The organism is Caballeronia sp. A2-2 (assembly GCF_057612605.2).
This window is the reverse complement of record NZ_CM172588.1, coordinates 433231-454882: the sequence shown is the minus strand read 5'-3', so window position 1 is coordinate 454882 and position 21652 is coordinate 433231. Positions and strand designations below refer to the sequence as shown.

At 61.5% G+C, this 21652-nt stretch carries 18 protein-coding genes; 5 read left to right on the top strand and 13 right to left on the bottom strand.

The features are described from left to right. Positions 1-273 precede the first annotated feature (273 nt). The 3 genes from ACZCWR_RS18300 (at position 274) to ACZCWR_RS18290 (ending at position 3797) form a co-directional block, all read left to right on the top strand. Positions 274-2496, top strand: coding sequence for a TonB-dependent receptor (locus ACZCWR_RS18300; RefSeq protein ID WP_487304399.1), 2223 nt, complete (start codon positions 274-276; stop codon positions 2494-2496). A gap of 65 nt (positions 2497-2561) precedes the next feature. Next, positions 2562-3245: a Fe2+-dependent dioxygenase gene (locus ACZCWR_RS18295; protein ID WP_487304398.1), complete on the top strand. Its 684-nt coding sequence runs from the start codon at positions 2562-2564 to the stop codon at positions 3243-3245. Positions 3246-3422: 177 nt separating this feature from the next. Beyond that, complete coding sequence (locus tag ACZCWR_RS18290; RefSeq protein ID WP_487304397.1) at positions 3423-3797, top strand: host attachment protein; 375 nt, start codon at positions 3423-3425, stop codon at positions 3795-3797. A gap of 17 nt (positions 3798-3814) precedes the next feature. Here the strand turns inward: ACZCWR_RS18290 and ACZCWR_RS18285 are convergent, their stop codons facing one another. Then, positions 3815-5203, bottom strand: a complete 1389-nt coding sequence (locus ACZCWR_RS18285) for an FAD-binding oxidoreductase (RefSeq protein ID WP_487304396.1) — start codon at positions 5201-5203, stop codon at positions 3815-3817. 429 nt (positions 5204-5632) lie between these two features. Here ACZCWR_RS18285 and ACZCWR_RS18280 point away from each other — a divergent pair, with 429 nt between their 5' ends. After that, positions 5633-5935 carry a hypothetical protein gene (locus ACZCWR_RS18280; RefSeq protein ID WP_487304395.1) on the top strand — a complete coding sequence of 101 codons (303 nt, stop codon included), beginning with the start codon at positions 5633-5635 and terminating at the stop codon, positions 5933-5935. Here ACZCWR_RS18280 and ACZCWR_RS18275 read toward each other — a convergent pair. From ACZCWR_RS18275 to ACZCWR_RS18250, 6 genes are all read right to left on the bottom strand, one after another. Next, positions 5932-6573: a response regulator transcription factor gene (locus ACZCWR_RS18275; RefSeq protein WP_487304394.1), complete on the bottom strand. Its 642-nt coding sequence runs from the start codon at positions 6571-6573 to the stop codon at positions 5932-5934. The two genes, ACZCWR_RS18280 and ACZCWR_RS18275, sit on opposite strands and share 4 nt — an antisense overlap. Beyond that, entirely contained in the window at positions 6570-7628 is a 1059-nt protein-coding gene (locus ACZCWR_RS18270; RefSeq protein WP_487304393.1) for a sensor histidine kinase, read from the bottom strand. Before ACZCWR_RS18270 ends, ACZCWR_RS18275 begins: the two co-directional genes overlap by 4 nt. A gap of 1471 nt (positions 7629-9099) precedes the next feature. Beyond that, positions 9100-10230 (bottom strand): IS481 family transposase, encoded by a 1131-nt coding sequence (locus ACZCWR_RS18265; RefSeq protein ID WP_487300626.1) that lies wholly within the window; start codon positions 10228-10230, stop codon positions 9100-9102. A 173-nt stretch (positions 10231-10403) separates the two neighbouring features. Beyond that, positions 10404-15281: an NAD-glutamate dehydrogenase gene (locus tag ACZCWR_RS18260; RefSeq protein WP_487304392.1), complete on the bottom strand. Its 4878-nt coding sequence runs from the start codon at positions 15279-15281 to the stop codon at positions 10404-10406. Between the two features lie 135 nt (positions 15282-15416). After that, on the bottom strand, positions 15417-15893 hold the full coding sequence (locus ACZCWR_RS18255; protein ID WP_487304738.1) for an LEA/WHy family protein: 477 nt from the start codon (positions 15891-15893) through the stop codon (positions 15417-15419). Between the two features lie 35 nt (positions 15894-15928). Continuing rightward, positions 15929-16483, bottom strand: a complete 555-nt coding sequence (locus ACZCWR_RS18250; protein ID WP_487304391.1) for a metal-dependent hydrolase — start codon at positions 16481-16483, stop codon at positions 15929-15931. Positions 16484-16725: 242 nt separating this feature from the next. On the opposite strand from ACZCWR_RS18250, the gene ACZCWR_RS18245 reads away from it, so the two are divergent. After that, positions 16726-17229 carry a YgjP-like metallopeptidase domain-containing protein gene (locus ACZCWR_RS18245; RefSeq protein WP_487304390.1) on the top strand — a complete coding sequence of 168 codons (504 nt, stop codon included), beginning with the start codon at positions 16726-16728 and terminating at the stop codon, positions 17227-17229. 13 nt (positions 17230-17242) lie between these two features. Here the strand turns inward: ACZCWR_RS18245 and ACZCWR_RS18240 are convergent, their stop codons facing one another. From ACZCWR_RS18240 to ACZCWR_RS18215, 6 genes are all read right to left on the bottom strand, one after another. Next, a complete protein-coding gene (locus tag ACZCWR_RS18240; protein WP_487304389.1) occupies positions 17243-17923 on the bottom strand; it encodes a 4'-phosphopantetheinyl transferase family protein in 681 nt (226 codons plus the stop codon). Between the two features lie 3 nt (positions 17924-17926). Next, a complete protein-coding gene (locus ACZCWR_RS18235) occupies positions 17927-18694 on the bottom strand; it encodes a nitrile hydratase accessory protein (RefSeq protein ID WP_487304388.1) in 768 nt (255 codons plus the stop codon). Further along, positions 18691-19368 carry a nitrile hydratase subunit beta gene (gene nthB / locus ACZCWR_RS18230; protein ID WP_487304387.1) on the bottom strand — a complete coding sequence of 226 codons (678 nt, stop codon included), beginning with the start codon at positions 19366-19368 and terminating at the stop codon, positions 18691-18693. The genes ACZCWR_RS18235 and nthB overlap by 4 nt, the downstream gene beginning before the upstream one ends. Next, positions 19365-20006, bottom strand: a complete 642-nt coding sequence (nthA, locus tag ACZCWR_RS18225) for a nitrile hydratase subunit alpha (protein WP_487304386.1) — start codon at positions 20004-20006, stop codon at positions 19365-19367. The genes nthB and nthA overlap by 4 nt, the downstream gene beginning before the upstream one ends. A 70-nt stretch (positions 20007-20076) precedes the next feature. Next, positions 20077-20955 (bottom strand): GNAT family N-acetyltransferase, encoded by an 879-nt coding sequence (locus tag ACZCWR_RS18220; RefSeq protein ID WP_487304385.1) that lies wholly within the window; start codon positions 20953-20955, stop codon positions 20077-20079. Positions 20956-21057: 102 nt separating this feature from the next. After that, the gene (locus tag ACZCWR_RS18215) at positions 21058-21297 is read right to left on the bottom strand and encodes a hypothetical protein (protein ID WP_487304384.1); all 240 of its coding nucleotides are present in this window, start codon (positions 21295-21297) and stop codon (positions 21058-21060) included. Between the last annotated feature and the right edge of the window lie 355 nt (positions 21298-21652).

Genomic DNA, 21652 nt, shown 5'->3' with positions numbered 1-21652 from the left:
AACGCTTAAAACCGTTGCGCGGACGTCACGCTCGTCTCAAAAAACCTGCATTCCGCAATGTTTCTTTCCAAAAATTTCTGTCGTGTGTAATGATACTGATTCGCATTTAGTTTATCGCAGCCATAGGCGACCCCTATGACTTGGCTGCGTGAACAGCGCGCAATCGGGCCTTCGCCGCAGGCAGTTCCGCCGGCTGGGCCCACTCCATCGGCAGATGAAAACCCGCTTCTCTGCCCACCGGACTCTCACTAACAAGCATCGGGGAAACGACAAATGTTGAGGAAAACGCCGCTTGCCGCGGCTTTGGTCACGCTGGCAACGGTTCCAATGGCCGCGCCGTTATACGCTCAGACCGCACCGCAAGCAGCATCGCAAGCTCCCGCCGCATCATCTGCAACACCCGCTTCTGCTTCAGCCGATACCACCGCCCTTCCCGCCGTCAAAGTCACCGGCACCGCCGACGCACCGGATTTCCAGCCGGACACGTCCAGCGTCGGCGCAAAAGTCCCGACCGCGCTGCGCGACATTCCGCAGGCCGTCACGGTCGTGCCGAAAGCCGTGCTCAATTCGCAAGCCGTCAGTTCCTTCTCCGATGCATTGCGCAACGTGCCGGGCGTCACGCTCGGCGCGGCGGAAGGCGGCCAGATCGGCAACAACATCAACCTGCGCGGGTTCTCGGCGCGCACGGATATTTACCTCGACGGTTTTCGCGATCGCGGCCAGTACTATCGCGACACCTTCAACCTCGAATCGATCGACGTGCTGTACGGCCCGTCCTCGCTGTACTTCGGGCGCGGCTCGACGGGCGGCGTCATCAATCAGGTCAGCAAGCAGCCGACGCTCAAGCCGCGCGCCGATGTCTCCGTGCAGGCGGGCACGCACGACCGCTACCGCACCACGGTCGATATCGATCAGCCGATGACGGATACCTCCGCGTTCCGCATCAACGCGTTCGGGCAGTCGCTCGGTTCCACGCGCGACGAGATGATCAACAAGGATTACGGCATCGCGCCGGAAGTAAAGTTCGGTATCGGCACGCCGACGCAGGTCACCTTGTCCGCGCTGATCCAACACAACCGCGATCAGCCCGACTACGGCATTCCGCCGCTGAACGGCCACCCCGCGCCGGTCGATACGAAGACCTTCTACGGCTTCACCGACGACCGCACGATCCAGGACGTGCAGACGGTGAACGCGCGCATCGAGCATCGTTTCGACGATATGTTCACGCTGCGCAACCAGACGCAGTTCAGCCACTACAGCACCGAAGCGCGCGCGACCAACGCCGCCGCCGTGCTGACCGGCCCGCTCGGCACGTCCACGGCGCTGACCAACGGCAATTACACGGCGCTGCCGCTGTCGTCACTGTTCGTGCGCTTGCAGGGCAAGGACCGCAACATCAACGATCACTCGGTCTACAACACGACCGATCTCGAAGGCAAGTTCGCGACCGGCCCGATCAAGCACGACATGCTGGTGGGCGTGGATCTGAGTCACGAGACGTACAGCAACCAGAGCTTCACCGCGACGACACCGGGCCTGCCGTCCAACACGCTGGCGATCGTGCCGCTCGTCAATCCGTCCTACGTGACGCGTCCCGCGAACTATCGCGAAGTGGCGACCAATCTCGCGGAGTCGAGCGCGAATGGCATCGGCCTGTATTTGAACGATACGATCTCGCTCGGCGAGCATTGGAAGTGGATCGGCGGCGTGCGCTGGGACCGTTACGAAGCGTCGCTCAACAACAGCATCAACGCGCCGGGTTACGCGACGCAGACGAACTACTTCACGAGCGTGCGCACCGGCGTGGTGTGGCAACCGACAGAAGCGCAGTCGTACTATGTATCGTATGGCACGTCGTTCGATCCTTCGCTGGAAGCGCTCACGCTCACCAACGGCCAGCAGAACCTGCCGCCGGAGCACAACAAGTCGTATGAAGTCGGCTCGAAGTGGGATCTGCTCAACGGCGGTTTGTCGATCACGCAATCGCTGTTCAACATCGAGAAGACGAACGCGCGCACGGCAAACTCGGACGGCAGCTACACGCTCGATGGCGATGTCCGCGTGCGCGGCTATCAGCTCGGCGTGGCGGGTCACATCACGAAGCAATGGCAGATGTTCGGCGGCTACACCTACATGGACGGCACGGTTTTGTCGGCCAAGGATGGCACCACCGGCAACCAGCTTGCCAACACGCCGCATCACATGCTGACGCTGTGGACGACTTACGATTTCACGCACGAATGGCAGATCGGCGGCGGGCCGTCGTACATCTCGTCGCGCTATGCGGCGAACAACGATCTCGTGCAGGTCGGTGGCTACGTGCGCTGGGACGCGATGGCCGCGTATCATCAGAAACGCTACGATATCCAGTTCAACGTGTGGAATCTGGCCAACAAGAAGTACTACGACTCGCTGATTCCGTCCGACGGCGGACGCGCGGTGCCGGGCATCGGCCGCACGTTCATCGCCACACTGAATTATCGTTTCCGTTGATGCATTGATGCACGCGCGCCGCTTTCAGCGAAGCGGCGCGCGTTCCATTGAGGGTAGTCATCGCAATGATTCTTTCCATACCGGATGTCCTGAACCCCGAACAAGTCGCCGCCATGCGCGCGCGGCTCGATGCCAGCGACGCCTGGGTCGATGGCCGCGCGACAGCGGGTTATCAGGGCGCGCCGGTCAAGCTCAATCAGCAGATCGCGGAAGGCTCGCCGATCGCGCATGAACTCGGCGATGTGATCGTCGGCGCGCTGGAGCGGCATCCACTGTTCATCAGTTCGGTGCTGCCGAACCGCGTGTATCCGCCGCTGTTCAATCGCTACGAAGGCGGCATGCATTTCGGCAGTCATGTCGATGGCGCGATCCGCATCGTGCCCGGTCATGGTGCGCGCGTGCGCACGGACGTGTCCGTCACGCTGTTTCTCACGCGTCCCGAGGATTATGACGGCGGCGAACTCATCATCGAAGATACCTTCGGCGTGCAGGAAGTGAAACTGCCGGCGGGTCATGCGATCGTCTATCCTGCGACGAGTCTGCATCAGGTGCGGCCGGTCACGCGAGGCGCGCGCGTATCGAGTTTCTTCTGGGCGCAAAGCCTCGTTCGCGACGATGCCCAACGCGCCCTGCTTTTCGATCTCGACAATTCCATTCAACGCCTGAACGCGACCAACGGCGACGAAGCCGCCAAGCGCACGCTGGTCGGCTGCTATCACAACCTGTTGCGTATGTGGAGCGAGACATAAACGTCATGGCGCGATGCAGCAGCGCGTTCTCTTGACTGCTGCTTGGTTCTTCGCATTCTCAAGCCAATGATTATGCTGCGATGCGAGCAAAAAGTGATGCCTCCAACAAGCGCCAACGCCTTCGAATAAGCGCACAATAGAACACCCGCGAACGCAGCGACGCGGAGGAGGCGCACCATGACGGTCATCACCTGGGTTCTCGCCGCGGATGTCAGCCGCGCGAGAATCTTCGAGACACGAGGGTTGAAACTCGATCTCCAGCAAGTCGAGGATTTACGCAATCCCGCCGCGCGCGTTGTTCAATCGAAGGATCAAACCGTTCAGGACGACAGCGCCAGCGAACGCTTCGCGCGCAGCATCGCGGAGTATCTGGAACGCAGCCGCACCCAGCATCGTTTCGACCGGTTGAGGCTTGCGGTTGATCCCAGATTTCTCGTGTTGTTGCGCGAGCAGTTGAGCCACGAAACACGCAAGCTCGTCTACGAAGAAAACAAGGAAGACGCCGCGAGCGACGAAGCCCGCGGCGCACAACGCCATCTGCAACGGCGCTGATTTTATCGACGCCAGGCTCACGCCGCCGGCACGATGTTCTGATTGCTGCGGAACACGTTCTCGGGATCGTAGCGCCGTTTCACCTGCGCCAGCCGCTCGAAGTTCGGCCCATACGCGGCCTTCACGCGCTCGCCTTCCTCGCCCGTCATGAAGTTGACGTACACGCTGCCGAGCGCGTGCGGCGTCATCGCGGCGAACATGTCGCGCGCCCAGCCGATGCATCGCTCGTCGTCAGCCGCATCGGTCCAGCGTCCGTGAATGTTGATCGTGTACGCGGATTCGCGATTCGCGTAGGCGGTGGCATCGGCGGGAACGCGGTTGGTTTGCCCCGCCATCGCGCCGATGAATACCTCGCAATGCGGCGATGGCAGGTTCTCCACGGCTTTCGTCAGGATGTCGAACGTTTCATCGTTTAACGAACCGAAGTTGTGCGACTTCCAGTAATTGCGTGCGCCGGGCGTGAGCAGCGGATCGAACGCCTTCTGCCATGCGGCGAAAGGCATCGGACCAAGATGTTCGCCGTAGGGCGTGCCGAAACCGTGTACCGCTTCCAACGCACGCGCGCCGTCTTCGATCGGCCCGATGTAACAGCACGCCAGCGCGACAATCGGCTTGCCGTGAACCTCGGGCGGCAGAAACGGCAGCGGAGGAGCCAGGCGCATCACGGCCCAGACGGTCAGATCGTCCGCACTTGCGTTCACGAACTCGCGATACTTCGGCAGCACTTGCGCGGCCTGTTCGAGCGGATACACGACCAACCCGCCATACACTTGCGGCCCGACTTCGTGGAGCCTGAACTCGAACAGCGTCACCACGCCGAAGTTGCCGCCGCCACCGCGCAAAGCCCAGAACAGATCGGCATCGTGTTCTTCGTCCACGCGCCGCCATTGACCATCCGCCGTCACGATTTCCGCCGCGACGAGGTTATCGACCGTCACGCCGAACTTGCGGCTCAGCCAGCCGAAGCCGCCGCCGAGCGTAAGACCCGCGACACCCGTCGTCGAGTTGATGCCGAGCGGCGTGGCAAGACCGAACGCCTGCGCTTCGTGATCGAAGTCCGAGAGCAGCGCGCCCGGCTCCACATATGCACGCTTCGCCTTCGGGTCGATGCGAACCGAGCGCAGAGTCGAGAGATCGAGCATGAGCGCATCGTCGCTGACGGCGCTGCCCGCGATATTGTGCGCGCCACCGCGTATCGACAACAGCAAGCCGTGTTCGCGCGCAAAGGCCATTGCGGTCATGATGTCCGCCGTGCCCGCGCAACGCGCGATCAACGCGGGACGCCGGTCGATGGTCGCGTTCCATACAGCGCGCGCTTCGTTGTAAGTGGGATCGGACGGTGTGATAACCGTGCCTCTCATCGATGATTTAAGTGTTTCCACCGCTTCGCGCGGAATGTCGATCATTGTGGACCTCGCTGCCTGAGTCGCGCGCTGCGTCGTGCCAGACCCTGCCATCGGGTACGCGAAAGCGCAAGGAACCGCCGCGCATGAACGCAACGGAAAGATTTGATGCAACGTTGATTAAAGGCGCTGACTTACTGAATGTAAAGGGCGATACCGAGCGCTTTCATGCATCGCATCTAGCATGCATCGGCCAGGCAGTTCGAATGGAATTCAGCGTTTCATGCTGATTGTTCCGGATGCCTTAGCTTTTTATTTTTTAAGCATGCGCGTTGTGCGCAATCTGTATGTGCGCAGCATCTAGGCAGATTTGATAACAAATGTTGAATGTCCTTACAACGGAATGCATTCCGTCAACGTGCGTGCTGCCTATGCGTTCTTGAAGGCGTCGCGAGCCATGTCGGCTTGCACGTTCCATCGAGGATTGATCGAATGAAAGCTCGTTTCGTAGTCGCACTGTTCATCGCTGCTCTGTCGTCCACCGCGTTTGCCAAGCATCATGGCGACGAGCATCACTTCAACGATCATCGCTTCAACGAGCACCACGAAAAGAACCGTGGCCATGACGAGCGCCGCGAGAACCGTGATCGCCACGAAGCGCGTGACAACCGTGATAACCGCGAGCGTCATGAAGCACGCGACGAGCATCAGGCGCCGAATCGCCAGGAAGGCAACCGCGACATGAACACGCACACCATGGGCGACGCAGGCTTCCCGAACGGCCACGCTCACTAAAGCTGCCGCCTCTCGGCCACGGCGACCAGGCCGGCCTTGTCGGACAGGCGCACCAGCTCCGCGAGCGAGTGCGCCTCCATCTTTTCCATCACGCGCGCCCGATGAACCTTCACGGTCTTTTCCACCGTGCCAAGCTCGCTTGCCACCTGCTTGTTCATCCAACCGCTCGCAACCAGTATCAAGACCTCGCGCTCACGCGGCGTCAGTCGCTCCACGCGCCGTCGAATAGCTTCGATCTCCGAATTGATGGCGAGCGATCGAGCGGAACGCTCTAGCGCCGCGCTTACCGCTTTCAACAGAACCGCCTCGGTCACGGGCTTCGCAAGAAAATCCGTTGCACCGGCTTTCATCGCGGCGACGGTCATCGGAATATCGCCGTGTCCGCTGATGAACACGATCGGCAGCGCGGCTTGCGTCGCCTGTAACGCCTGCTGCAATTCGAGGCCGTTGAGGCCGGGCAACTGGACATCGAGCACGAGACAGGCGCGGCCATGCGCGATGGGCGCATCGTCGAGAAACGCGCGTGCCGATGCGAACGCCGCCACGCGATAACCTGCCGCGCCGATCAACCGTGTCAGCGCGCGGCGCACGCTGTCGTCGTCATCGACGATGAACACGAGCGGTTCGATGGCGCTCATCGCGAGCCCGCCTCCGTCGGCAACGTGAAGAAGAACGTCGCGCCACGCTCCGCATTGTTGGCCGCCCAGATGCGGCCGCCGTGCATCTCGACGATGGAGCGGCTGATCGATAATCCCAGACCCAGACCATCGCGCTTGGACGTGCAGAACGGCTTGAAGAGATGCGCGGCAATCGCGGCATCGAGGCCGTGACCTTCGTCGCGCACGGAAACGCGAATGTGTCCCGTGTCATCGCGCACTGCGCGCACGAGGACGGTGCGTGGTGCGCTGCGTGAATCCATCGCGTCGAAGGCGTTGAGCAGCAGGTTCAGCACCACTTGCTGCAACTGCACGCGGTCGCCGCGCACGGGCGGCAAGTGCGGATCGATATCGAGCTTCACGTCGATGCCGCGCACGATGGCATCGCTATGAACGAGCAAGGCGACATCGCCGATCACGCTCACCACGGACACGGGCGCGAGTTCCAGTTCGCCCTTCTTCACGAGCGCGCGAATGCGTCGCAGGATTTCACTTGCGCGGTTAGTATCGGCGACGAGATCGCGCAGGATGTCGCGCATTTCCTCGAGATCGATCGGCTCGCGATTCATGAAACGCTGCGCGGCCTGCGCGTTGCTCAGCATCGCCGTCAAAGGTTGATTGAGTTCGTGCGCCAAGGATGCCGCGAGTTCGCCGAGCATCGACACGCGTGTCAGATGCGCGAGTTCCTGCCGGTTGCGCGCGAGTTCGTCCTGACCGGTGCGATCGGTGACCACGGCGAGCGTGCCCGGCATATCGCCGTTGATGGCGCTCAGGCTGACATCGGCGAGAAAGTGCGTATGGTCCTTGCGGCGGGCGAACAGCGTCATGCTGGTTTCGCCGTTCGTGGTTTGCATGTCGGGCAGAACCGCGTTGACGAGGATGCCGGCCATCTCTTGCCGCGCGTAGCCGAAGCGTTTTTCTGCGCTATCGTTCGCGAACGCGATGTGTCCGTCCGCGCTCATCATCAGCATGGCCAAGGGCACGCGTTCGAGCGTATCCGCCAATGTCTTGAGCGCCGTCTCGCGCAAGATCGGCATTGCCGCATGTTCAGGACTGCGCGAGACAAGACGAACACGCGATCTGAACATGGAAGGAAGTATTGCGGGAGAAGAGAGGACGCGTCTGTGCCACTTCGGCGGAGCGATGGCAAGCCCGAACCACACAGACCGGATGACCGCTGCGACGTGCGCGATAGCCATGACCCCGTGCTCCTGTCAGGCTCCCACACGGCATCGCGCGAGAGCGGGTGACATGCATGAAACCTTCATCTGTGTTGCCCGGTGCAATGGGAACACGAGCGCCGGGGTGAGAAAAATGGTAGGCGGTGCCGAATAGTTTGTAAACAGAATGCGCGTACACAATGGCATCTTGCTGCGCGCGATGTAGGAGTGTTTCGTTTTACGGGTGATTTACGTGGATTGTTTTGGTTATTGTGATGTTTCGGCTGGGCATGCGGTGTGCGCTTATCTTGGCATTGTCATCCTACCGAGCGATCCTCATGAAGAATCCCTGGACTAAGAAGAACCCTTTTATGAGTATGTGGCTTTCGGGCGCGAATTCGGTCGCTGGGACGGCGCGGGCGCGGGCTACTGCGGAGGTTAAGCGTCAAGCTGGGACGGCTGCCAGGCGTAGTCAGAAACAGGTGGCGGATTTTTGGACTGCGGTGTTGACGCCGCCTACGGTGGCGCGGGGGAAGAAGCGGAAGTGAGTTTTAGATAGGTTGGATTTTGTGGTTCTTTCATGAAAGGGGCTGCGCTTGTTTGTGGCTTTATTGCAGTAGCCGCCTCCCCGGCGGGGGGGTAACTTTCTTTGCTGCTGCAAAGAAAGTCACCAAAGAAAGCAGCTTTTACCCCTCCGCACGCTGGCTGGAAAGTGTGGTCTGAATTAACGATGCAGTGGCCGCAATAGGACTTTCCGCGCAAATCAAGCCGCTTAGGCAACCTCGCGATCACGCGCTCGAAAAATCTTCTCTTAGTGGACCGCATTCATTCAATCGGCCATGCGCTTCGCGCGCCGAGAGCTTTAGAACGGAATCCCGCAGCCTATAAGCGCCCAGCCACCTCATACTTCTCCGCAGGATTGCTATTCGGCCCTACCTTGGTTAGTGCTTCGACTAAAAGGTGACTTGCGTTGGTGTGTGCGCTTTGCCCAAAAGCACTTACCGAGGTAGGGCCGAATAACGAAATAGCGGTGACGTATGATTTGGCTGGGCGCTAATACGCTGCGGGATTCCGTTCTTAAGTTCTCGGCGCGCGCAGCGCATGGCCGAAAGAATGAATGCGGTCCACTAACACTAAAGACTTCGAGCGCTAAATCGCAAGGTTGCCCACACGCTTAACCAACCGAGGGACATCCTAACGCGGCCACTGCATCAGTTAATCCAGACCACCCTCTCCAGCCATCGTGCATGGGGTAAAAGCTGCTTTCTTTGGTGACTTTCTTTGCAGCAGTGTATAGACCGGAGACATGGTTGACAGATGTACGAGGACATCGTTGACAGTTTTATGGTCAGGCTTTTTCGCTCCTCAGGTCAAGTGTCATGATCCGATGATGGGCAAACCAGACGTCAAATACCCCGTCTTCACCCGGCTTTGCACGAGCCGCAACCGGCAGCCCATAAAGCGCGTTGGATAGCTTGATGCGTCGTCCTTCGAAGTCCACGCGCCCACCCGATCTGACCTTCATCACCACGTCGTCCGGGCTGTACTCGATCTCCGGCAGGACGGAGGGATACGCGCGCGAGCTTGCCCGATAACGGCTCTCGGGGGTGGCCATGCCGATTGCCTCGTGCGGCCGCTCGCAGTTATAGACGATGCGCCAGCGCTCAAACACCGTCTGCACGCGCTCCAGGTTCTCATAGCATCGCCCGTTCAGGACTTCGGCCTTCAGGGTGCGGTGAAACCGTTCCTCCTTGCCATTGGTCTGCGGGTGATAGGGCCGGCTGTAGCTGATGCCGATGTCCAGCCGGATCAGCCACACCGCCAGTTCGGTGAGTTGCCCCGGACTGCTGGGCGAGCCCCACGGCGCACCATTGTCGGTGTTGATGCGCGCAGGCAAGCCATACCGTGCGAACGCCTCGCACAGCCCCGCCTGCACGGCTGCGGTGTCGGTCGGGCCACAGGCACGCAGCAGGATATTGAAGCGCGAATGGTCATCGAGCACGGTCAGCGGACTGCAGCGCTGCTTGTCCAGCGTCTCGAAGTGTCCCTTGAAATCCATCTGCCAGAGCGCGTTGGGCTGCGCGTGCTCAAAGCGCTTCCAGGGCTCGCTCCGCGCCGACTCGGCCGGCAGGATGAGTTGGTGCCGATGCAGGATCGAAGTCACGGTGCTGGGGTGCGGCACCCCTTCAAAGCCCAGATCCTGAAGGCGTCGGCTGATTTTGCGTCCGCCCCAGCACGGATGGGCCAGACGCAGTCGAACCACTTCCTGCTCGATAGCCTCAGAACTCTTCGAAGGACTGCTGGCGGGACGGCGCGAGCGATCGGCCAGCGCCTGTTCGCCCCGCTTGAGCCATTTGTAGCCGGTCTGCCGGCTGATGTTGAAGCGCTCGCACAACTCCGTCATCGTGAGGGTGTGTTGAGTGGCCAAATGAACGAATTCTTGTCGCAGGCTCATCGTGTCTTTTATGTTCCAAGTCATGGTCGGCACCGGGGTTTCAGTACCCGAAAGTGTCAACCATGTCCTCGTACGTTTGTCAGCGATGTCTCCCGTCTATACACAGCAGCAAAGAAAGTTACCCCCCCGCCGGGGAGGCGGCTACTGCAATAAAGACCCAACCAACAGCAGCCCCTTCCACGCAAACCCAACCCAAGTCAAACCCTCTCCAACGCCACCAACTCCCTCACCACCACCAGCAACATCGACAAACTAGCCGTCCCACTCGCCCGCAACTCCGCCAGCAACCGCGTATACCGCTCAATCGCATCCGCGCGTTTCGCACGCCAGCTTTCCACGATCACATCCGGCGCATCGATGCCCCGCGACTGCTCCAGCGCGCTCACCGTCAACGCACGCCTGACGCGCGCGAACTCCTCCATCGCGGCCGCGCGCGCGAGCAAGTCCCAATGCGTCGCGACCGGCAAGGCCATCGCTCGTTCCGCGATACCGCTGTAATCCAGCAACGTCCCGATGCCGAAATACACACTCGCCACGAGCTCCAGACTGCGCTCCGAACACGCCGCCACTTCCGCGCTATCGAGCACGGCGGTCGCAATCTCGCCGCTTGCCACTTGCGCCGCAAGACTGCTCTCCACGCCCGCATCTTCAAGCTCACGCCGGCGCGCATACCATGCATCCAGTTGCGCGGACGGCAACAGCGCGGGCAATTGCGGCGCGAGCCGTTGCGCGGCTTCGCGGCAACGCGCGAGCACGGCACGAGCTTCCTGCACATTCGCTCCGTGATGCTTCAAATGCCGCAGGAACCACAGCGAGGTGTCATCGAGCAGACGCACGACTTCGAGGAACATGCGCGCCTGCACTTCATCCGCGACGATGTTGTCCAGCCCGTCGATACTCCGCCACAAGGCATCGAGCCCGAACACATCGCGCGCCATCAGCGCCGCGCGCACGATATCGCTCGCACGCGCATCGGTTTCTTCCATCAGACGATGCACGAACACGCAGCCCGTGCGATTCACCAACGCGTTGGTCAGATGCGTCGCGAGAATTTCGCGCTTCAGCGGATGCCGCTGCATGGCCGCGCCGTAACGCGCCTGCAAGGGCTTCGGAAAGTAATCCGGCAGAAGGTCCGCGACGAGCGCATCTTCGGGCACATCGGAGTCGAGCAGTTCGTCGTAGAGCCACATCTTTCCGTACGCGAGCAATACCGCGCGTTCCGGTGACGTCAGCCCTTGCTTCGCAGCGGCGCGTTCCGCGATGTCGTCATCGGAAGGCAGGAACTCGATCCTGCGCTTGAGCCGGCCGATGCGTTCGAGAAAGCGCATCATGCGCGCTTCGGCATCGAGCGTATCGGCCACGTGACGCTTCGCGATGGACAGCGCCTGCGTCTGCGCGTAATTGTCCTTGAGCACGAGCAGGCCGACTTCATCGGTCATTTCGGCCAGCAGCACATTGCGCTGCTTCTCGGTCATCTCGCCATCCGCGACGATCAGGCCCAGCAGAATCTTGATATTGACTTCGTGATCCGAACAATCCACGCCCGCCGAGTTATCGATCGCATCCGTATTGATGCGCCCGCCATTCTGCGCGAACTCGATTCGACCCAATTGCGTCAGCCCGAGATTCCCGCCTTCCGCGACCACTTTCACGCGCAGCTCGGCACCGTTCACGCGCACGGCGTCGTTCGTCTTGTCGCCAACTTGCGCATGCGTTTCGCCGCTTGCCTTCACATACGTACCGACGCCGCCGTTATAAAGCAGATCCGCTTCCGCAAGCAATATCGCGCGAATGAGTTCGTTAGGGGCAAGCGTCGATGCAGAAATACCCAACACTTTCTGCACCTGCGGCGAAACCGGAATGGTCTTCGCAGTGCGCGCATACACGCCGCCGCCCGTGGAAATCAAGGTGGAATCGTAGTCGGCCCAACTCGAACGCGGCAATGCAAACAACCGCTGACGTTCCGCAAAACTCGCCTCAGTGTCCGGCATCGGATCGAGAAACACATGCCGATGATCGAACGCCGCGATCAGCCTGATATGACGCGACAACAACATGCCGTTGCCGAACACATCGCCCGACATATCGCCGATGCCGACCACGCTGAAATCGGTCGTCTGCGTATCGACGTTCATCTCGCGGAAATGCCGCTTGACGGATTCCCACGCACCGCGCGCGGTAATGCCCATCTTCTTGTGGTCGTAGCCGACCGAGCCGCCCGAAGCGAAGGCATCGTCGAGCCAGAAGCCGTATTCGTGGGCGAGCGCGTTGGCGTAATCCGAGAACGTCGCGGTGCCCTTGTCGGCGGCAACCACCAGATAGGGATCGTCGGGATCGTGGCGCACCACGTCGGGCGGCGGCACGATGCCATCGGGCGTGCGGTTGTCGGTGACATCGAGCAGGCCGCGCAGAAACAAGCGATAACACGCGACGCCTTCCGCGAGAAATGCTTCGCGATCCGAAACAGGCGGCGGATTCTTCACGACGAAGCCGCCCTTCGATCCGACCGGCACGATCACCACGTTCTTCACCATCTGCGCCTTCATGAGACCGAGTACTTCCGTGCGGAAGTCTTCACGTCGATCCGACCAGCGCAACCCACCGCGCGCCACACGTCCGCCACGCAGATGCACGCCTTCCACACGCGGCGCATAGACCCAGATCTCGAACATCGGTTTAGGCTCGGGCAAGCCGGGCACTTTCGACGGATCGAGCTTGAAGGAAAGATACGGACGCGGATCGCCGTTCGGTTCGCGGCGGAAATGATTGGTGCGCATGGTCGCGCAAATCACGCCGAGAAACTGCCGCAGAATGCGGTCTTCGTCGAGATTCGGCACTTTGTCGAGCGCGGCTTCGATATCGTCCAGCACGCGTTGCGCGGCGCGTTCGCGGTCTTCGGGCGCACCGTGGCGCGCGGGATCGAAGCGCACCATGAACAGTTCGACGAACTTTTTCGCAATCCCCGGATTGCCGGTCAGCGCGCGTTCGATATAGGCATCGCTGAAGGTGGAGCCGACTTGCCGGAGATACTTGGCGTATGCGCGCATGATCGTGACATCGCGCGAATCGAACTGCGCGCGCAGCACGAGGCGATTGAAATCATCGTTCTCGATCTCACCGGACCACACGCTTGCGAACGCGTTCTCGAACAGCGGCTTCACGCGGTCGATGTCGAACTCCACATCGTCCTGCAATTCAAGGCCGAAATCGTGAATCCACGCGTTCGGTGCGCCCACGGGTTCGATCAGATAGGGGCGTTCCTCATCGACGCGCACGCCGAGATGTTCAAGCATCGGCAAGCTGGACGACAACGCAATCGGCTCACCCACGCGATACACCTTGAAGCGAAACGCGCGCTTCTTCGTATCGATGCCCGCCTCGATCGGCCGATAAAGACTCATCGCGATGCCACCGGGCCGCGTGTGCGTTTCCTCGATCAGCTCGATGTCGCGAACCGCCGTGCGCGCCGGATAGTCCTCGCGATAGCCCGCCGGGAACGAGTCCGCATAACGTTGCAGCAAGCGGTTACCTTCTTCTTCCCCACGACGGTCGATGAGCGCATCGGCGAGATCGTCCTGCCAGCGGCGCGCCACTTGCACCACGCGCGTTTCGAGTTCGCGCGTATCGACTTCGGGCATCGCGCCGCGTTCGGCCCGCACCACGATATGAATGCGCGCCAGCGGCGACTCCGACAACTGCGGCGTGAATTCGATGCTCGTGCCGTTGAACGCCTCCATCAGCACCTTGGAAATGCGCCGCCGCAGGTCGGTATTGAACTTGTCGCGCGGCACGAACACGAGGCACGACACGAAGCGATCGAAGCGGTCGCGCCGCACGAAAAGCCTTGTGCGCTGATGCTCCTGCAAACGCAATACGCCGATGGCGGTATCGAAGAGATCGTCTTCATCGGCCTGAAAAAGCTCGTCGCGCGGGTACTGCTCCAGCACCGTGACCAGCGATTTATGCAAATGCCCTTTCGCCAGAAACCCCGCGCGCCGCACGATATTCGCGCACTTGCGCCGCACAATGGGTATTTCGGAGGTCGAAAGAAAATACGCGGTGGACGTATAAAGCCCCAGAAAACGCCGCTCGCCAATCACCTTGCCTTCCGGCGACACGCGCTTCACGCCGACATAATCCAGATAGCCCGGCCGATGCACCGTCGCGCGCGAATTGGCCTTGGTGAGAAAGATCGGCGCCGCGCCTTCGATGATCGCCGCCGCGCCCGGCGGCAAGGGCGTGATGTCGTTCGCGGCGGGTTTGCGCAGGCTTTCGCGCAACAGGCCCATGCCAGAACCCGCGACGCCGCGCAGCGCGGGCGCGCCTTCGTGTTCGACCAGTTCGTAATCGCGGCAGCCCAAAAAGGTGAAGTGATCGTTCACCATCCATTCGAGAAACGCGCGGGACTCGATGCCGTCCGGCGTGGTTTCGCGGGCCTTGAGTTCGGCGACGGCCGCGCGCCCCGCTTCGATCAGCTTCGGCCAGTCTTCGACCGCTGCGCGCACATCGCCGAGCACGCGCTCGATGTTCACGCGCACTTCGTCGAGCCGTTCCGCTTCGCTGCATCGGTCCACTTCGAAATGGATGAACGATTCGAGTTCGGATGCGCCCTCGCCTGCATCCGCGTGGCCCTGACAGACGCGTTCGATATCGCCCGCGTGCGCGCCGCCAGACGCGCGCCATACACGAAAGACCGGGTGAATCGCGGAATGAAGCGCGAGGCCGAGGCGGTTGAGTTCCATCGTCACGGAATCGACGAGAAAAGGCATGTCGTCGTTGACGATCTCGATGACCGTGTGGTCCGAATGCCAGCCATGCTGCTCCAGATTCGGGTTATACACGCGCAGCACTTCGTGGCGGCCGGTGAACTTCTGCGCGGTCTGCCAGTGCGCCATGGCCGCGCCGTAGAGGTCCGCGACGTCGCGATTCGCGATGTCCTCGACATCGACCTGATCGTAGTAGTGGCGCAGCATCGGCTCGATGAGCGCGAAGGCGGGCTCGGGCAATCGCGCGCGCGCGAAGTCGAGAAGATCGTTGATGAGGTGCTCCACCTGCGCTTCGTTCCTGACCAGCATGGTGTCCTCCGAGTCTTGATGCTCACGGCGATTATGCGCTGCGATGCACGCGGCTGCCTTGGTCCATCATGTGCGGATGCACAACGGAGCCTGGCTTTACCTTAGCCGGTCATGGTGACCTTCCTGAGACACGCGTCAATTCGCGCCGGTGGGAATGTCGATCACGCCTTTGTCGGAGAAGCGCGCGCCGCCGAACACGCCGCCCGCCAGCCGGCCGCTCGCCGTGTAGGAGACGCGGCTCGTCGTGTCGCCGTTGGCGAAGCCGAGCGCCTGACGCGCGACCGACCATGCCGATACGGTCACCGGCACCGACAGCAAGGCTTCGCCGAAACGCGGCACGGTGCCGCTCTGATCGCTCACGCCGCTCGCGAAGGCGCGGCCATTGAGGTCGAGATCGAGCACCACGCCGCTATAGTCGATGGGTGCATCGTTCGGATTCTGCACGCGCAGCTTCACCGCGAAACGCATTTCCAGCCCTTGCCCCTGAAGCGGTTCGATGCCCGCGACGCTCACGCGCATGTCGTCGCGGCCTAAAAAGCTCGCGCAGCCGCCGAAGCTCAAAAGCGCGGCGCACAGACCGAGGAGAAGGAAAAAGCGCTTGAACGTGTTGATCGATGTCATCGGCAAATCCGCAATATCCGGCAAGGTCAGAAGAAAGCGCGCACCGCCTCGACGATACCTTGCGACTCGCCGAGCAACATGCGCCCATAAACATGATTGAACCAGACACCGTCCGCGACGAACAAGGCCGCCGCCCACGAAGCGGCCACGACGATGGCGTCGCACTTCCCGCTCGTCCAGAGATTGAGCGAATGACGCGCGCGAATCCACGGCACGCCGAGCGGATTGGGCCAGTCCGCGAACAGATGCATGAGGCCGCCGCACGCGAAACCGAACACGAACGGCGCGCCGGGAAAGCGTCCCAGCGAATGGTATGACGCTGCGCAAAGCGCGATCCAGGCCACGCCCCAATGCGTCAAGGTGCGGTGCGTGATCCACAAGCGCCGCGCGCGGCTCCACCACGCGACTTCGAGCCAATCCGGCGCGGTCGCGCCCGCAATCGCCGCGACCAGCGCCAGTCCGCACGAAAGATACTCCGCGTTCGCGTGGGTCTTCGCATGCATGCCCGATGCGCTGACGAGCGCCGCCGCGATGATGCCGGCCGCGAATCCCGTGGCGTGATGGGCCTTGCTCGATGCCATTTCGTTCCTGCCTTCGGGTGCGCGCGAATTAAAGCGCGAATGTTCGCATGCGCCCAACCCCGCCGCGCACCCGGAAACATAAACTTACGGAAATGCATGCGTGGAAACACGCTTGTGATAACGAAGGAAGCGAGACGGCGGATCAATGACTAGAATGGTCAATAGAACGCCGCGTGATGTCATGACTCGTTCGTCTGGCACAGCGCGCGCCATGCATTCAACGTTTCGCCACTCTCGCCGTCATGCAACAACTGAAATACCTGAGCGCCTATCCGAACACGCTGCAGGACAAGGTGCGTCGATTGATTGCCCAGCAGCAACTGGGCACGTATCTCGACACGCGTTATCCGGAGAAGCACGCCGTGCAATCGGACCGCGCGCTGTACGCGTTTTGCAGCGAACTGAAGCAGGAATTCCTGCGCGTCGCGCCCGCCATCGACAAGGTGTTCTACGACAGCAAGCTCGATGTGCTGCGTCACGCGCTCGGCTTGCACACGGCCATTTCACGCGTGCAAGGCTCGCGGCTCAAGGCGAAGAAAGAGATTCGCATCGCGTCGTTGTTCAGGGACACCGCGCCCGAGTTTCTTCGGATGATCGTCGTGCATGAGCTGGCGCATCTCAAGGAAAGCGAGCACAACAAGGCGTTTTATCGACTGTGCGAACTCATGCAGCCGGGCTACCATCAGATCGAATTCGATTTGCGGCTGTATCTCACGCACCGCGATTTGCAGCGCGAGACGGCGTGAACATTGCGCTGCATCAAAGCGACCAGGAAAGCGCTGCGGCGTAGCCTGAAGGTGCCTTGATTCGTGATACCGCGAACGCGCCCGCGTTTTGCGACAAGACAAAGCGGTCGTGCATGCATGGCATCACGGAGAACGTGTCCATGTCGAGCGCGCCCGCGCCCATGCCGGTGCCGTGCGTCTTGAGCAGCGCTTCCTTTGCGCTCCAGCATTCGAAGAACGCCGCGCGTTGTGTTTCGGCGGGCATGGCATCCACGGCTTGCTGGTCTGCGTTCGAGAACACCATGCGCGTCAGCTTTTGCCAGTCGAGCGATACGCGCGCTTCCTCGATGTCGATTCCCACGCGTCTTGTCGATGACAACGCAATCGCGCCATAAACGCCCGAGTGCGACACGTTGAAGTCCGGCGCATTCTGCAACGCAAGTGTGGGCCTGCCATGCGAATCCGTTTCGATGACGAGACTCGCCGCGTCTTCATCGACATGAAGCGACAGCAGCGTTCTCAACGCCGCGCGCACGGTGGCGAAGCGCGCACCAGCCGCATGCCTGAGATAGCGTTGCGCGCGGGCGCGTTCGGCTTCGCTGAGGACAAGATCGAACGGCGCGCTCGGATCGATTTCCACGAGCCACACGCGAATATCGTCGGGCACATGCTCGGGCAGCACGATACGCCGCACATGCGATGGAAGCTCGCTCAAGATTCAGCGCACATGCGGATGCAGCAGTAACTCAGGCACGCCGGCAAGCTCGACGAATACGACCGCGTTCTGTTCGAAGGCGAGCATGAACGCATCGGCCTGTTCGCGCGTGGCGTTGAGAACCAAGAGACTCGTTTCCGCCTGCCATTCGTTTTTTGGATCGAGCCCTGCGCCGGACAACGCGCGCAAGCCCATTCGTTCGACATACGCGTTCAGCGCGGCTTGGCGCTTCGCATTCTCTGATGCATCAAGCTTACGGCCAAACGGATTGAATGCCGTGACGAAGACCGCGCTCGTTGCGTTGTTCTGTTGCATGAGCGCGGACAACGCATCGTTCGCTACGTCGATTTTCATATCGAGCGCAGGCGTGACGTGGATGCGATAGATCGCCGCGCGATATGCATCGAGCGTGGCGTCGGGCAAAGTGCGCCGCAGATGGATCGGCTGGCCGTGCGGCGTGCGGCGCGCCGCCTCGTCCCATTCGATGCGACGCCGCGCCAGGGCTTCATCGTTCGTGCAGCCCTTCGCCGTGCTGATGCGTTCGAGCGCGCGCAGCCAGTGCGCGTAGTACGTATCGCCGTGATCGGGATCGCCTTCGGCCTGCGCTTCGCTGATCGTCTCGCTCAAGGCGTGCGCCCATTCCTTCCACGTGAAGATGCCGCGTTCATGCAGCGCGAGTGTCATGGCGAACGCCTGCGCTTCCCACGGCGCGTGGAACACCGGGTTGTCTGTATCGAATGGCAGATCGGGCAAGGCTTGCGTATTGGTCATGCGCGTGCCGCCGCTTCGAGATACGGTTCCCAGCAATCCACGAACACCGCCGATGCGGTCGTGTCCTCGCCCCACAATTCGGCCGCGTCGAAGCGCACCGTGTAAAGCCATTGCGGATGCTCGCCGTGATCGAGCGCGTTGGCATCGGGGAATACATGCGCGCCGCGCACCGCGACGATATGCCCGAGCTTGCCTCTGCAATAGCGCGGCAAACGCGTGTGCGTGGACGGGTTCATCACCTTGGCGCGCACTGCGTCGCCGGGAGCGAAACGCGCGGGCGCATCGGCTGTGCGTTCGGTTGGGGAACCGCGCAGCAAGGCGGCGGGAACATCGGCGGATTGCATGGCGCGCACGTTCGACTTCGGCGCTTCCTGCGACTGGCCCGAAGCGATTTCATCGGCATTCGCGAGACCCTTTGCAAGCAGCAGCTTCTTGAGCCCTTCGAACCAGATTTCGTAGTACGTGCTGCCAAGATATTGCGCGGGCGGCAGGCTTTCACGCGCCGCCCGCGATGTATCGATGTTCCATTGCCCCGTCGCGCCCATCGCCAGCGTGAGCGCGAGCACGCGACGCTCCCACGCCGCATGAAAGGGCGACGCGCCCGGTGCATCGCAGGCGTCCTGCGTCACGGGGCCGAACGCCTGCATGCCGCCCATGTCGTGTGCCGAATTCATGCCGATGCTCCTTCGTTCGTGCCCGGCGTGAGCGCGAGGCCAGTGCCGATCATCGAATCGCGCGTGACGAGTTTGGAAAGCGCTTCTTCGTCGAGATGATCCGTGCCCGGAGGACGCATGGGAAGCACGAGATAGCGCAACTCCGCCGTGGAATCCCACACGCGCAATTCGACGCGCTCGGGCAGTTGCACGCCGAAATCCGCGAGCACGCCGCGCGGGTCGATCACCGCGCGCGAGCGATACGGCGCGGACTTGTACCAGACCGGCGGCAATCCGAGCACCGACCACGGATAACACGAACACAGCGTGCAGACCACCATGTTGTGCACGTCCGCCGTGTTTTCCAGCGCGATCATGTGCGCGCCCTGACGTCCCGTGTATCCGAGCGATGCGATCGCGGCCGTCGCATCCTCCAGCAGCCACGCGCGGAACGTGGCATCGCTCCACGCCTTCGCGACGACGCGCGCCCCGTTGCGCGGTCCCACGCGATGCTCATACGTTTCGATATACACATCGAGCGCATTCGGATCGACATAGCCTTTTTCCACCAGCAGCGATTCGAGCGCGCGCACGCGCAGGTCCATGTCGGAGAGCGTGCTGCCTTCGTGATGGTGATCGTGGTCGTGGTCGTGGCTCATGAACGTGCCTTTGAGATGGGGCTCAACATCGAACGTTACCTGAGAGCGCGCGCGCCTGCAAAAGGCCGCATCAGCCGAGTTCGAAACTCGTCACGCCGAACACTTTGCCGAGCGGCAATTCGGGCGGCGTACGCGTGTACATGCGCGCCGTTTCGAAGACGTTCGTCATCTCGTGTTCGAGCGCCAGCGCGATGGCCGACGCATTGCCCTCCGGCACGTCGATGACGATGCGTTCATTCGCCACGCCCGACGTCAACGCGCGAAACAGTGCGCGCGCCACCTGAAGGTTCTCGGCGAACAGCGGCCCGATCTTGTGACCCGCGCGGCAACGGCGCATCACGCCGACGCCGCGAAGCATATCGCCATCGAGTGCTGCGACCGAGCGTGCATTCGGCGCATCGAGCCATGCGCGCAGGAATGCGGCACGTGGCGCGCAAAAGTGCAGCGTGTCGAAGGCCAGCATGCGGTCGAAGGGCACGCTGCGCGCATCGACGATAGGCATGTCTTGTGAGGGCTCGTCCGAAACACGCGCCACGCCTTCATACCGCACGTTGCGATACGCCAGCACGAAGCCCGTCTTGCGATAGTTCGCCTGCTGCGCGAGCACGCCGTCGAGCGCGATATTGCGCGTGCCGAGATAGGCCATGCCTGCTCGCCACAAAGGCATGCCGAAGCCCTTGCCGCGCCATCCGGGACGCACGATGTAGAGGCCGATGAAGCCCAGCGCATCGCCGTAGGCGACTGCCGATATGACGCCGACCGGCTCGCCCTTCCATGTGCCGATGAAAAAGCCCTGCGGATCGGCGGCGTAGAACGCGTGAGCATCGTCGAGACCGGGATTCCAGCCTTCAAGTGCGGCCCAGTCGAGTGCGATATCGACATCGGCGCGCGTCATGCGGCGGATCTCGAAAGATGCATCGAGCGGAGAGGCTTGCGAGGAGTCGGGCATGCGCATCTCATTCGGGTGAGCGTGCATGCAGTGTCGCGCTTTTTATGAAGCGCCGGGGAGGATGCGGGAAAAAGAAGCGATAGCGAGGCGAACACGCCCCGCTCAGGAACAACCTTGACGCCGCTCGGCGCGGCCAAAACTCTGGCGCGAACGCCAGTCTTCGGAACGCAGGACGTACTCGCCGTCCTCGCGTGCTTCATCCTCGGAATCGAAGCCGTCGTCGCTGTACGCCACGACCTTCATTCCACCGCCCGCCGTTCGTTCGACGGTAATACCCCAATGCCACCCGCCTTCCTGATGGAAGACATGCAGCGTCGGTTTCGACGTACTGGTCAAGTCCATTTTACGGCTCCCTCAAGTCGACATCCGGAAAAGCTGACGAAGCCGCCTCACCGAACGCCCTTGATTTACCGGGCGCTTCTCGTTTGCATCGTTGCCATGGAAGAACATCGGTATCGATGTGCCGCGTATCGCTACCGGACGGATTACCCTGCCACCCGCTTCATACAGCATACGCAATGCAATGCTGCGACGCAACACGGGGATTCCCCGAGCGTGGTCAATAATGCACGGCATCCAACACTGTCCATGTATTGCCGTGCAGCATGTCGTCAAAGCGTCATCTGCGAAGCAGCCAAATCGCTCTGATGCGAGTGCAGTCACCTTCAACGATGAGAAACCGCTCTTCGTTGACGTG